General features: G+C 63.3%; 12 protein-coding genes and 1 pseudogene. 4 read left to right on the forward strand and 9 right to left on the reverse strand.

The window, feature by feature from the left end; genetic code table 11:
* Nucleotides 1-63: 63 nt before the first annotated feature.
* The 8 genes and pseudogenes from HYR72_11220 to HYR72_11255 form a co-directional block, all read right to left on the reverse strand.
* Nucleotides 64-1,161: an LLM class flavin-dependent oxidoreductase gene (locus HYR72_11220; GenBank protein MBI1815541.1), complete on the reverse strand. Its 1,098-nt coding sequence runs from the start codon at nt 1,159-1,161 to the stop codon at nt 64-66.
* A 74-nt stretch (nt 1,162-1,235) separates the two neighbouring features.
* Nucleotides 1,236-2,423: an MFS transporter gene (locus HYR72_11225; GenBank protein ID MBI1815542.1), complete on the reverse strand. Its 1,188-nt coding sequence runs from the start codon at nt 2,421-2,423 to the stop codon at nt 1,236-1,238.
* 207 nt (nt 2,424-2,630) lie between these two features.
* Nucleotides 2,631-3,401, reverse strand: coding sequence for an enoyl-CoA hydratase/isomerase family protein (locus tag HYR72_11230; GenBank protein MBI1815543.1), 771 nt, complete (start codon nt 3,399-3,401; stop codon nt 2,631-2,633).
* Nucleotides 3,402-3,416: 15 nt separating this feature from the next.
* Nucleotides 3,417-4,139: an rRNA pseudouridine synthase gene (locus HYR72_11235; GenBank protein ID MBI1815544.1), complete on the reverse strand. Its 723-nt coding sequence runs from the start codon at nt 4,137-4,139 to the stop codon at nt 3,417-3,419.
* 73 nt (nt 4,140-4,212) lie between these two features.
* Nucleotides 4,213-4,830: pseudogene (scpB, locus tag HYR72_11240) on the reverse strand (SMC-Scp complex subunit ScpB).
* On the reverse strand, nt 4,823-5,734 hold the full coding sequence (locus HYR72_11245; protein MBI1815545.1) for a segregation/condensation protein A: 912 nt from the start codon (nt 5,732-5,734) through the stop codon (nt 4,823-4,825). Before HYR72_11245 ends, scpB begins: the two are co-directional and overlap by 8 nt.
* A 17-nt stretch (nt 5,735-5,751) precedes the next feature.
* Nucleotides 5,752-6,732: a tryptophan--tRNA ligase gene (gene trpS, locus HYR72_11250; GenBank protein MBI1815546.1), complete on the reverse strand. Its 981-nt coding sequence runs from the start codon at nt 6,730-6,732 to the stop codon at nt 5,752-5,754.
* Between the two features lie 103 nt (nt 6,733-6,835).
* On the reverse strand, nt 6,836-7,504 hold the full coding sequence (locus HYR72_11255; protein MBI1815547.1) for a site-2 protease family protein: 669 nt from the start codon (nt 7,502-7,504) through the stop codon (nt 6,836-6,838).
* A 248-nt stretch (nt 7,505-7,752) separates the two neighbouring features.
* On the opposite strand from HYR72_11255, the gene HYR72_11260 reads away from it, so the two are divergent.
* The 3 genes from HYR72_11260 (at nt 7,753) to glgC (ending at nt 9,684) form a co-directional block, all read left to right on the forward strand.
* Nucleotides 7,753-8,019, forward strand: a complete 267-nt coding sequence (locus tag HYR72_11260; protein MBI1815548.1) for a hypothetical protein — start codon at nt 7,753-7,755, stop codon at nt 8,017-8,019.
* An 8-nt stretch (nt 8,020-8,027) separates the two neighbouring features.
* Nucleotides 8,028-8,264 carry a DUF4926 domain-containing protein gene (locus HYR72_11265; protein ID MBI1815549.1) on the forward strand — a complete coding sequence of 79 codons (237 nt, stop codon included), beginning with the start codon at nt 8,028-8,030 and terminating at the stop codon, nt 8,262-8,264.
* A 169-nt stretch (nt 8,265-8,433) separates the two neighbouring features.
* Nucleotides 8,434-9,684, forward strand: a complete 1,251-nt coding sequence (glgC, locus tag HYR72_11270) for a glucose-1-phosphate adenylyltransferase (protein ID MBI1815550.1) — start codon at nt 8,434-8,436, stop codon at nt 9,682-9,684.
* A gap of 72 nt (nt 9,685-9,756) precedes the next feature.
* On the opposite strand, the gene HYR72_11275 is transcribed toward glgC, so the two are convergent.
* Nucleotides 9,757-10,800 carry a ferritin-like domain-containing protein gene (locus HYR72_11275; GenBank protein ID MBI1815551.1) on the reverse strand — a complete coding sequence of 348 codons (1,044 nt, stop codon included), beginning with the start codon at nt 10,798-10,800 and terminating at the stop codon, nt 9,757-9,759.
* 206 nt (nt 10,801-11,006) lie between these two features.
* On the opposite strand from HYR72_11275, the gene HYR72_11280 reads away from it, so the two are divergent.
* Complete coding sequence (locus HYR72_11280; GenBank protein MBI1815552.1) at nt 11,007-12,659, forward strand: PD40 domain-containing protein; 1,653 nt, start codon at nt 11,007-11,009, stop codon at nt 12,657-12,659.
* Nucleotides 12,660-12,880 lie beyond the last annotated feature (221 nt).

Here is a 12,880-nt window from a genome sequence, read left to right on the forward strand (position 1 = left end):
TCCACCGCCATCGGTTGTAAGTGTCGGCATCAAGATGCCGGGGATGCCGCGGGCTGTTCGCGATCAGATCGCGCCGATGTGGGGGATCACATGTTTCCCGAAGAGCTCGATCGAGCGCAGCACGGCTTCGTGCGGGATGCGGCCGGCTTGCATCAGACAGAGCACACGGTCGATGCCGGCGGCCTTGTAGGCTTCGAGTTTGCGGATGCATTTGTCGGGATCGCCGACGATCACCATGTCTTCCGCGTCGAGCTCGTCAAACGTGACGCTGTTGTCGATGACCTTGGCGATGATCGGGTGCGCCTTGCGGAATTCTTCGTACGGCCCGATCTGCTGCGCCTCGCGGCCGCGTGCGGCGAGCACCTGGAACGCGTAGCGCATGTACCACAGCGCGGCGTCGTGACCGCCGTTGGTGCGCGCCTGCTCGTTCGTCTCCGCGCAGTGCACGATGGTGAAGGCGCCGACTTGATTGTTCACGGCTTTACCAATCGGTGTCTGCGCACGCTGCGCGGCATGATAGGTCTTGATCTGTTCCGCCACTTCACCGACCGTCAGGAACAACGTCAACCCGAGCGCGCCGATGCCGAGTTGGCCGGCGAGCTGCCAACTCTCCGGGCTGGTCGCCGCTACCCACAGCGGCGGATGCGGTTTCTGAATCGGCTTGGGAATGATCGAGCGTTCGGGAATGGAGAAGTGCTTGCCGGTGTACGCCGGAAACGGATCCTCCGTCCACATGCGCGGGATAACTGCGAGCGCTTCCTGCCACATCGAGCGGCTGTCCTCGAACTTGATGCCGAACGCTTGTTGCTCGTACAGGCTCGACCGACCGGTGCCGAACTCGAGCCGGCCGTTGCTCATGATGTCGAGCACCGCGGCGCGCTCGGCGACTCTGATTGGATGGTTGAACGGATACGGCAGCAACGTCACGCCGTGGCCGATGCGAAGGCGCTGGGTGCGCGCCGCGACCGTTGCGAGAAAGACCTCCGGCGCCGACGAATGCGAGAACTCGGTGAGGAAGTGATGCTCGACCTCCCACAGGGTATCGAAGCCCATCCTGTCCGCCAGCTCCGCCTGCGCCAACGCTTGCCAATAACACTCGTACTCGCTGCGCGCGTGCCACGGCTTGAGCATCTCCATCTCGTAGAGCAAGTCGATCTTCATGCGTCCTCCAGATTCCAGCGCCGCGTAGGCTTAGGGTACGTCGCGTTGGCTTAGCACGACGCGCGGGCCACGCGTCAAGTCGCGAGCGCGTGCGCGCGCCGAAAGGCGCTGAACGCGGCGAGCGCCGCGGTGGAGAACACGATGCCCAGCAGCATCAGAGTCGTTTCCATGCCGAGCCGATCGACGAGCATGCCCACCGGCGGTCCGATGAGAACAAAGCCCAAGCGGAAGCAGAGCGCGTTCAACGACAGCACACTCGCGCGCGTGTCGTCGGGCGCATCATTTTGCAGGGCGCTGACGAGAATCGGCGCTTGCAAGCCGCGGATCGTCATGAAGCACAGGTAGAAGGTCACGGCGTTCGCCGACGTGCTGAAAGCAAGCGCGCCGTAGCCGATCGGGATCAGCAGACAACAGGCGAACAAGACAGCATTGCGGCTCGTCCGCTGCGCCACGCGCGCGCTGAAGAGCGACACCGACGCGAGATAGAGACTGGCGAATGCCCACAACGGGCCGAACCAGAACTCCGGAATGCCCCGGCTCTGCATGTAGAGCTGGATCAGCCAGACCATGACGAAAGTCGACAGACTGAGCACGACGCTCAGCGCGACTGCCGCGCGCAGTCGTGCGTGGTGGAGCAGTGTATGCCGCACGATCCGCCACGCTTCGACCATGTGCGAGACTTGCTGCGAGGCATGCTCCCGCGGTGGTTCCTGCATCGCCGTCACCGTTCCAAGGGTCATCAGTGCGAACGGCAGTTGCAGCCAAAACGGCAGACGCGGGCTGAGCGCATAGAGGTAACCGCCGAGAGCCGAAGACATCGCCTCGCTGGTCTGGGACGCCGCCCGCAGACGCCCTTCCCATCTGGGATACTCGCCGGTCCGATCAGACTGTTGCAGGGCGGTGAACAGCAACGCGCTGTCCGCCCCCGAGGCAAAGGCGATTCCGCCGCCGAGCACGACCTCGGCAGCAATCATCCCGATGAAGCTCGTGCCCATCGCGTAGAGCAGCCAGCCGGCGATCCACAGGACCGCCCCGATCAACAGCGACGTGCGGCGTCCCAGTCGATCGGCCGCGTAGCCCGACGGAAACTCGAAGAGGACTGCGGCGATCGAAAACATCGTCTGCAGCAGCATGATGTCAGTCAGCGACATCCCGATCTGGTCCTTCCAGAAGATAGTGATGATCGGAATCGGGAAGAGCACCGTGCGCAGCCCGCCGTAGGTGACGAGCAAAGTCGCCGTCGATGTTTCGCGCGAGTTCATTGCGTTCCGAGCACCGTGGCGGCGGCTCATTGGTGCGGCAGTTGTGGTCCGGCCGACCGACACGGCGTCAACCTTGCCGGAGAGTCGGTGCCCGCTTCAAGGCGTTCGATCACACGACTGTCATAGGCCGATCACTTCGAGCTTTCCGAACTACTTAGACCGGAGGTCACGATCGGGCCGGTCATTCTTTGCTGCGAAGGAGGTCCTTCACTTCTTCAGGCCGCTCGACGAAATCCCTGACAACTGCTTCATCAACGCCTGCATGGTTTCGGGCGAGGTCCACACGTCGAAGGTGGCGCGGCGTTGGGCGTCGGTTTCAGTGACGACTGCGTCGACGGCGTGTTGCTGCAGGAGGCGCTTGGTGTGAGCGTAGGCGGGTTGTGAGTACGAGCCGAGCAGGCGCGCTTTCTCGATGCACACGCGCTCGAGATCGGACGGCTCGACGACGTCGTCGAGCATGCCGAGATCGCGGGCGCGGTCGGGGTTGTGCAACTCGGCGTCGAGCATGATGGTGCGTGCTTGCCGATTGCTGAGCGCAAGCGCGGTGATCTCGAACGCGCCGGTCGGTAACGGCAGGCCGATAGCGGTCTCGTTGAGGCCGATCTTGGCGTTGCCACGCGCGGCGATGCGCACGTCGCAAGCGAGCAAAATGATTCCGCCGCCGGCGATCGCGTGACCGTTCACCATCGCAATCGTTGGCTTGGAAAGCGTCCACAAACTGAAGACGCCGTCTTTGCTCCCGAACCCCGAACCGGTGCCGCCTTGGGCGGCGGTCGTCAGCATCTTGAGATCAAGTCCGCCGCTGAAGAACTTCCCGCTACCGGTGACGATCACCGACCGAACGGCACCATCGTTCTTCGCCGCCTCGCACACAGTGTGGAGGTCGTTCATCAACTCAGCGTTGATCGCGTTGGCCGGCGGGCGATTCAGCGTCAGAATGCGAACACCGCCATCAACGTCACGGGTTTCAATCGTCATGCGAAGCCTCCAGGTTCACAACCCCACTGCGGTACGCAGCGCCGTGATCTCGCGAAATGTCAGTGCGCGATGCGCGCCCGGAGCAAGTTTGCCGAGGTGCAGCGGGCCGAGTTGGATGCGCACCAGCTTCTCCACCGACAAGCCGACCTGCTCGCACATCTGACGAATCTCGCGCTTGCGACCTTCCCGCACGACGATCTCCAGCCACGCCTTCTTGTCGCGCGCTTCGATCACTCGCACTTCCGCCGGCGCGGTCAGGCCGCCTTCGATGCGCACCCCCGTGCGCAGGCGCAGCAACACCGGCTCGTCCGGCGTGCCCCGTACTTTCACGCGATAGGTCTTGGCGATGCCGTAGCGCGGATGCGTCAACCGCTGCGCCAGCTCGCCGTCGTTGGTCAGCAGCAGCAGACCGGCGGAGTGAAAATCGAGTCGTCCGACCGGGAAGACGCGCACTCGCACGTCCGGCAACAGGTCGCGCACTGTTGTGCGGCCTTCGGGATCGGACAACGTGGTCACCACGCCGACGGGTTTGTAGAGCAGAATGTAGTGCAGATCGGTGACGGTGGGCAGCGCGCGGCCGTTAACGCTGATCCGATCCGTCCGCGGGTCCGCCTTCGTTCCCAGTTCCGTCACCACGCGGCCGTTGATCCGCACCTTCCCCGCGCGGATCAATTGTTCCGCCATCCGCCGCGAACTCACGCCGGCCTGACTCAGGAGCTTCTGTAAGCGCACCGGGATCGTGGGATGTTTCGGTTCCGTCGTCGGTTTGGACGGAGGTCTCGGACGTGTCGTTGCTGGTTTCACCGGCTGTTAGCTCCTTCAGGGCGGGCAAGTCGTTGAGGTCCTTAAGGCCGAAGACTTCGAGGAACTCCGGCGTGGTCGTGTAGAGCAGCGGCCGGCCCACGGTCTCCTTGCGGCCGGCGATTTTGATCAACCGCTTGGCGAGGAGCGACGTCAGCGCGCCCTCGACATCGACTCCACGGATGGCCTCGATCTCCGCCCGCGTCGCCGGTTGCTTATACGCGATGATCGCGAGCGTCTCCAACGTCGCGCGGCCGATGCGCGCGGGTTTCTCGCGTAACAGCGTGCGAACCCAGTCGGCGTTCTCCGGCGCGGTGCGAAATTGGTAGCCGCCGGCCACTTCGACCAGCCGCAAACCCCGATGCGCGTGGTCATACGCGTGCTGCAGACGCTTGGCCGCGGCGATGATCTCCTTCGCGCTCGGCCCGTCGAGCAATTGCACCAGACGGCGCAGCGCCACCGGGGTGCCGGCGGCAAACAGCATGCTTTCGACAATCGAGTCGAGGCGCGAGAACTCGGTTGCCGCATCGGTCGTCGGTTCGGCCTCCGCGGCGGCGTCGATCTCGCCGATGTCCTCCGACTCGATCGGGTCGTCGATCGGCTTGGTCTGCTCGTCCACCTCATCCATCGTGAGACTCATCGTCCACTTCCTCCCCTGCCGCAACCTCTGCCACTACGGATTCGGCTGCGACAATTCCCCCCTCGTATTCGTCGGACAAGTCGAGCGAGACGCTGCGGATGTCCGCCACCCGCAGTGTGATGACGATGCGATCGAAGAGCTGCTCCTGCACCGCCTGTATCGCTTGCATGCGCATCAGTTCGAGCACGGCGAGGAACGTGACGATAATTTCCATCCGGCTCGCGTCCTCGTCAAACAGACTGTCGAATTCGATCGACTTGGCGATGCTGAGAGTCTGCAACAACGACTGCACGCGGTCGCGCAACGAGATGCGCTCGGTGATGACTTCGTGGACGGCTTCGGGACGCGCGCGCTTGAGTACGGCCTGGAACGCGGTGAGCAGATCCCAGATGCTGGCGCGGATCTGCGGCAAGCCCTCATCGGCAGCGGGCTCGACTTCATCGAGCGAAGGCTCGCGTGTGAAGACATCGCGGCGGAGCAACGGGCGCTCGCCGAGTTGCTGCGCCACCTCGCGGAAGCGTTGATATTCGAGGAGCTGCCGCACGAGGTCAGCGCGCGAATCGACTTCCTCCTCGTCGTCGCCTTCACCCTCGGTTGGCGGCAGCAGCAGACGCGACTTGATCAGCGTCAGCGTCGCCGCCATCACCAGAAACTCGCCGGCAATGTCGAGATTGAGATCGCGCATCACGTCGAGGTGGGCAAGGTACTGGTCGGTGATGGTCGCGATCGGTATGTCGACGATCTCGACCTCCTCGCGCTTGATCAAGTGCAGCAACAGATCGAGCGGTCCCTCGAAGACTTCGAGCTTGACGCGATACGGCGGCGTCCGCGATCCGACGGCCTCGTCGTCGTCGGCCGCGTCGGAGATGAATTCTTGGCTCTCGTCACTCATCGTCACTCACTCGCCCACTAGTCCAAGTGCATCGCCGAGCGGACTTCGGCCATCGTCTGCTCAGCGACGGCGCGAGCACGCTGGTTACCCTGTTCGAGGACATCGGTGACCGTCTGCGGGTGGCGCTCGAATTCGGCGCGGCGCTCGCGGAGCGGATCGAGTTCAGCGTTGACGTGCTTAATCATGATCTTCTTGCACTCGAGACAGCCGATGCCGGCGGTGCGGCAACCGGCGGTCACGTACTCGATCTCGTCGGGGGTGCAATAGATGCGGTGCAGGTTGAACGCCGGGCAATCGTTGGGCTCGCCCGCGTCGGTGCGCCGCACACGCCGCGGGTCGGTCATCATGCGGCTCAACTTCGCGTCGACATCTTTGGCGGAGTCGGAGAGGTAGACCGCGTTGTTGTAGCTCTTGCTCATCTTGCGGCCGTCGGTGCCGGGAATCTTGGGCACCTCGGTGAGCAGCGTGTCCGGCTCGGGAAACACCGGACCATAGAAGTTGTTGAAGCGGCGCACGATCTCGCGGGTGATCTCGATGTGCGGCGCCTGGTCGATGCCGACCGGCACCGCGGTGGCCTTGTACATGATGATGTCGGCGGCCTGCAGCACGGGATAGCCGAGGTGGCCATAGTTGATCTTGGTCATCTCGGCGTCGTCTTCGCCTTGGATCAAACCCAGATCGCGCGCTTGCTCCTTCACCGTCGGGTTGCGCAACAGCCATGGCGTCGGGATGATCATCGACAGCAGCAGATGGAGTTCGGCGTGTTCCTTCACGGCAGACTGGCGGAAGATCACGGTGCGTTCCGGATCGAGTCCCGCGGCTAGCCAATCGGTCACCATGTCGCGCGTGCGCTGCGCCAGTCCTTCGCTCTCGCTCGCTGTCGTCAGCGTGTGCCAATCAGCGACGAAGAAGAAGCACTGGCGTTCGCTCTGCAGGCGAATCCAATTGCGCAACGCACCGAGGAGGTTGCCAAGGTGCAACTGCGCCGTCGGCCGCATGCCGCTGACAATGATCCCTGGTAACTGCGACTGTGCTGGAAACTTCGGCTGCAATGGACTCACCACCGGCTCCCCGCCCCCACCCAACGTCTGCTCCACTATCTCACAACAGTACACGGATAAAGAGGTTGATCACGGGATTGATCACGCGGCCGAGCGAGCGCGTCATGAGCAGCATGAAGACGATCATCATCCCATAGCGTTCGAGCCGAGCAACCACGATCGCTTGCGCGCGCGGCAGCAGCCCCACCAAAACGCGCCCCCCGTCGAGCGGCGGGATCGGCAGCATGTTGAACACCGCCAACACGACGTTGAAGCCGACGCTGCGCGCCGCCATCATCGCCAGCGGGGTGAGCACCGCGGCGGCGATCCCGCTTAGTTCCTCGCCGCGGGGCGCCAGCCCGACGATCAGCTTCAGGACGCCCGCGCTGAGAATCGCCAGGATCACGTTCATCATCGGCCCCGCGCCCGCGACCAACACCATATCGCGCTTGGGATTGCGCAGGTTTCCGAAATTGACCGGCACCGGCTTCGCGTAGCCGAACAGAAACGGCGCCCCGGTGACGATCAACATCAGCGGGATGACGATGCTGCCGAGCGGATCGATGTGGGCGATCGGGTTGAGCGTCAGCCGCCCGGCTTGCATCGCCGTGTCGTCACCGCACCAGTACGCGACCACCCCGTGCGCCAGCTCGTGCAGAATGACGGCCGCCAACACCGGCAGCGCCCACACGCACACCCCTTGCACGATGGTTTGGATATTCTCGGGCACGACGAAACCGTAGCAGAAAGGCCACACAGCCGCCACGCAGTGTCAGCCATTGGCGGGCCTTGCGGCCGGTGTTCTACGAAGGTGTCGGAAGTTCGATTCGTGATTGAGCCGGCGCCGCGGATTCCGTACACTCCGCCACCATGACACGGCCACCCATCCTCGCCTTCGACGCGAACGCCAGGGAATGAAGCTCCCCAACGCCACCCGCGCGATAGTCGAGCGAGAGAAGATCACTGAGTATCTCTTGAATGCCGCACACCGGCGGCAAGGCGGCATTCTTTCAGGCTTTGGGGTTCGACCATGACAATTGGCAGGCCATGGCAGAGGCATTGCGCAAGCTCGCTCTCATCGCAGAGGTCACGAAACGGGTGGAATCGCACCACGGGTGGAAGTATGTTGTCGACGGTTCGATGGAGATAGCTGGAAAACGATCGCACTCGGTTCGCACCATTTGGATCGTCGAACGCGGGCTGGACGCACCGCGGCTCGTCACAGCGTATCCACACGAGCAATAGGAGCGAATATGATCAAGGAACACGAACGAGTTGTCTTGACTGCCGCTGTGCCCGACGAAAATCTGGAACCCGGCGACGTGGGAACCGTGGTGCACGTGTACCGAGACGGAGGGGCATACGAGGTGGAGTTCGTCGCGCTCGACGGACATACGGCAGCGGTCGTCACTCTTGAGGCGTCACACGTTCGCGCCGTCTCGCATCGCGAGATCACCCACGCTCGCGAACTGTCGGCCGCCAGCTCGTGACCGCTGCGGTATACGAGATCCTTCGTGATTGAGACCGTCATGGTGAGCGACGAGTTAAACGAAGACCATCGGCGTTGATCGGCGCCCATCGGCGGTTTCATCCCATCTTCGCTTTGGGGCGAGCGATTCCGATTGAGCCGGCGCTGCGGATTCCATACACTCCGCCACCATGGCACGGCCACGCATTCTCGCGTTCGTCATGGCGGGCGGTAAGGGCGAACGGCTCTACCCGCTTACCAAGGATCGCTCGAAGCCGGCGGTGCCGTTCGGCGGCCGCTACCGCATCGTCGACTTCGTGCTCAGCAACCTGGTCAACTCCGACCTGCGCTCGATTTACATCCTGACCCAGTACAAGGCGCAGTCGCTGGTCGAGCATCTCGAACGCGGCTGGACCTGGCGCGTCGGCGGCCGCGACGGCTTCATCCGCGCCGTGCCGGCGCAGATGAAACTCGGCGACGTGTGGTACCGCGGCACGGCCGACGCGATCTTTCAGAATCTCAACCTCGTGCGCGACTCCGGCGCCGACTTGGTCTTGGTCTTCAGCGCCGACCACATCTACAAGATGAACGTCCGCCAGATGCTCGACTTCCACTTGCGCACCGGCGCCGCGGCCACCGTCTCGTGCCTTCCGGTGCCGCGGGCGAGCGCGACGCAGTTCGGCGTGGTGGCGGTCAACGATCAGTGGCGGGTGACCGGCTTCGTCGAGAAGCCCAGCGATCCGCCGGCGATCCCGGGCCGCCCAGACGAGTCGTTCGCGTCGATGGGCAACTACATCTTCAACGGCGACGTGCTGAAGCAAGTGCTCGGCGAGACCACCGGCGGCACTCAACTGTACGACTTCGGCAAAGACGTGCTACCCGCCATCACCGCCACGCATCCGGTGTACGCGTACGACTTTCGCCGCAACCGCATCCCCGGCCTCAACGAAGGTGAGTACGCGTACTGGCGCGACGTCGGCAGCATCGAAGCGTTCTACGAAGCCAATATGGACCTCAAAAGCGTCGTGCCGCAGCTCAATCTCTACAACTGGCAGTGGCCGATCATGACCGCGCGCTTCAACGATCCACCCGCGAAGTTCGTTTTCGACGAAGAGGGTCGGCGCGGTGTCGCCGTGCAGTCGGTGCTCGCCAGCGGTTGTCTACTGAGCGGCGGCTACGTGAAGGATTCCATCCTCGGCCGCAACGTCGTGGTCGACGGCGGCGCCGAGGTGCGCGATTCGGTCTTGATGGACAACGTCGTGATTGGTGCCGGCGCCCGCGTGCGCCGCGCCATCATCGACAAAAACGTGTGCGTGGCCCCAGGCGACTCGATCGGCGAAGACTTCGGCCGCGATTGCGAACGGCACACCGTTTCGCAGAACGGCATCGTCGTGGTCGAGAAGGCTCCGGACACGCCCGATCTGTTGTCGCGGAATTGGTGAAATCGTGGCTCGTGCTCGTGACTCGTGCTCGTCGGGCTCAGATCCGACCCGATCACGAATCACGAGCACGAGTCACGATACGTCTTCCAACGCTTCAAGCCTCGTGGTGTCGTCGTACACTTTGATTTGGGCTTCCGCGTACAGCGCGCGGGTGCGTTCGGTGACGGCGCCGACGCGAACCAGCGCCGGCATCATCAGGTCCTTGAAGGCGTGAATGGCGCCAACGGCACGTTCCGGTCGGATGCCCTGCGCTCGTGCCTCGGCAATGCCGGCGACGAAGTCGGCGGGATCAATATCGCTGTGCTCCAAGACTTGCAGATACCCCGGCTCGGGAATGGTCGCTTCGCCGCGGCGGCGGCCGCCGCCGTTGGCCTCGACCATGTAGCGCATCGCCTCGAAGGTGAACTGGGCCGCATCCTCGCGCTCGTCGGCGTGCATGTCGCGGATCGCTTCGGCGACATATACGTGACCGAAGGCAACGTGGCGGGCCTCGTCCCGCAGCACCAACTCGACGATCTGGCGAAGCAACGGATCGGTGGTCGTGCGCCGCATGTTGTGAAACGCGCCGAGCGCCAATCCTTCGATGATCATCTGCATGCCGAGACACACCTTCACCCAATGATCGGCTTGCAAGGTGAGGTCGATCAAGATCTTTAGCGACGGCGAGATCGGATAGATCTCAGCGAGCTTGCGGACGTAGCGCGCAAACACTTCGACGTGGCGCGCTTCGTCCATCGTCTGCGTCGCGGCGTAGAGTTTGGCCTCGTAGTCCGGCACCGCGTGGACCTGCTGCGCGGCAACCATCAGCGCACCCTGTTCGCCGTGCAGGAACTGCGACAGAATGTACGCCGTATTGTGCGCGTTGAACGCCGCCTTGCGGCGAGCGTCGAGCCGCTGCATGAACGGAATCTGCATGACCGTCGAGCGCGCGTCGTCCATCAGCGGCTGCGACGGATCGATCGCCTGCGTCCAGTCGATCTGCTGCTCCGCGTCCCACTGCAATCGCTTCGCCTTGGAGTACAGCTCGCGCAACTTTTCGATGTCGATCAGGTAATCGAACTGCCATACGACATCCATCGGCGCTTGGTAGTGGTCGGTGGTTGCGGGGGCGCCCATATGCCCAACTCTGTCACGCGCCGCTGAGGCTGGCAAACGAAACGATCAGTGTGCGGGCTTCGCACAGAGCGACCCTCGATGCGATCGCTTCGCATCCCCGAATTGACGACTCGCCGCAATGTGGAGTACGGTCGCCGGCGTCGTCTAGTCAAAGTGATAGGGCGCATGTCGAAAGGGTGAGTCATGATTCGTTGGGGTACGTCGCTATGACATTCGAGTGGCTAGCGATGCATGCCCGGCGGCTCTCGCTGTTCCGTGGTCTCGTAGCGGGTTGCCTGTCGCTCGTGATGCGCGGACCGGCAGCGGCGCAGATCACGGCGACGCCGCGCCCGCCGACGCACGCGCTGACCCGTGGGGCATCGAACGTCCGCCAGATTCTTCCACCCGACGTGCAGTCCGATGACGGGCTGTACCACGCAGCGATCAGTTACGACGGTTCAGCGATTGTCTTCAACGACAAGGTGAACGTGTTCGAGGTTACGACCGAGGACCTGGCGCGCCACGCGCTGACCAACGTAACCAGTGGACAATGTGAATTCCCGAGGCCAAACCGAGACGGCAGTGCGGTGGTGATGGCCTGCTCGGCCAACGTGACCGGCCAGAACGCTGATGGCAACCTCGAAATCGTCCTCCTGCGCAACAACGAATTCGTGCCGATTACCAACTCGACGGTAACCGGAGCGGTGATCGTGGACAACGAGGTGCCTACGATCGCTTCGGACGGAAAATCCATCGCGTTCGTCTCGAATGGCAATTACACCGGCCAGAATCCCGATGGGCGTTATCAGGTCTTCTTGTGGCGTGACGGCAAACCCCTTACGCAGGTGACCAAGGGGACTACGGCTCAGGTCGGCTTTCTCAACGAAGATGGGCGCTTCATTCTCTTTGCAGAGTATTATGTCAAAGATACCTGTCCGGTCGATGGCAGCGTCTACCGCTACGACCTTCATACGGGCCAGACGGTATCGCTCTTCCTGCCTGCCGAAAGCTCGCGCTGCGGGCCGTGCGGCCGGCAGCTCGGGGTGGGGCTCAGCGGAGACGCTACGGTCCGGGTGTTCACCGCTTTCACGAGCTGCGATGCCGACGACATCGCACACGGCCGCAAGCTCTTCCGTCAGCGGATCGGCGATGACCCCACGTTTCTTCTCGATGTGCCCGACTTCTGGGACGTCAAGATCGCGGTGAACGGGGACGGGAGCCGGATTGCCGTCCTGCAGGGCGACAATTCGGGCTCGGGCGATGAGTGGGAGAGCGTGCTTTTCACCTCCTCGGGGCGGCAGGATCTCCCCGGTGTCCCACGCTATGCCGGCGACCTCGCCTTCGACGGGCCAGGGCGGCATCTGATCTTCATTTCGAATGAGGATCTCACCGGAGAAAACCCCGACCACCTATCGGAGCTTTTTGTCGCTGCCATTCCCCTCGGCTCCGACACGCCGCTACCTACTGCTACCGCCACGGCGACACCCTCCCCCACCAGGTCGACGCCGATCATCCCGACTCCGCGGCGAACCGTAGGATTCTGCGCGGGCGACTGTGACAATTCGGGGCAGGTCACGGTCGACGAGCTAGTGATCGGGGTCAACATCGCTCTGGGGATTGCGCCGCTCGGCGCGTGCATGAACTTGAGCTTTGATTGCAACGCAACCGGCGAGGTCACAGTTGATTGCCTCGTGATCGCGGTCAACAACGCACTGTATGATTGCGGAGTGGCGGCCCCGACGCGTGGGCCAACGCGGAACGCCATCGCGCACCGCCACGCAGTTACCCGCCGCACCGCCACGCAGTTACCCACCGCGACGACAACGCCGGGACCCCTCAGACAGGAACCCCGATACCCCCTACGCGGACACAGACCCTGACTACAACGCGCACGCCGACAGCGACGGTCGTGTTCACGGCGACGCTGCGGCCAACCGTCACGCCAACACAGACACCGATCCCTGTGAGTTTGAGCGGCGAACGGTCGGACACGTGGAACAGCAACGGCGGTCAGAGCGGCCGAGTATCCGGCGCGTTTTGAGCCGGATCGCTGTCGAACGCGGTGAACACGCAGATAGACCTGGTGGGTTCAGTCAACGGG

This window comes from Deltaproteobacteria bacterium (genome assembly GCA_016178705.1).
In the GTDB taxonomy this organism is placed as follows: Bacteria; Desulfobacterota; Binatia; order HRBIN30; family JACQVA1; genus JACOST01.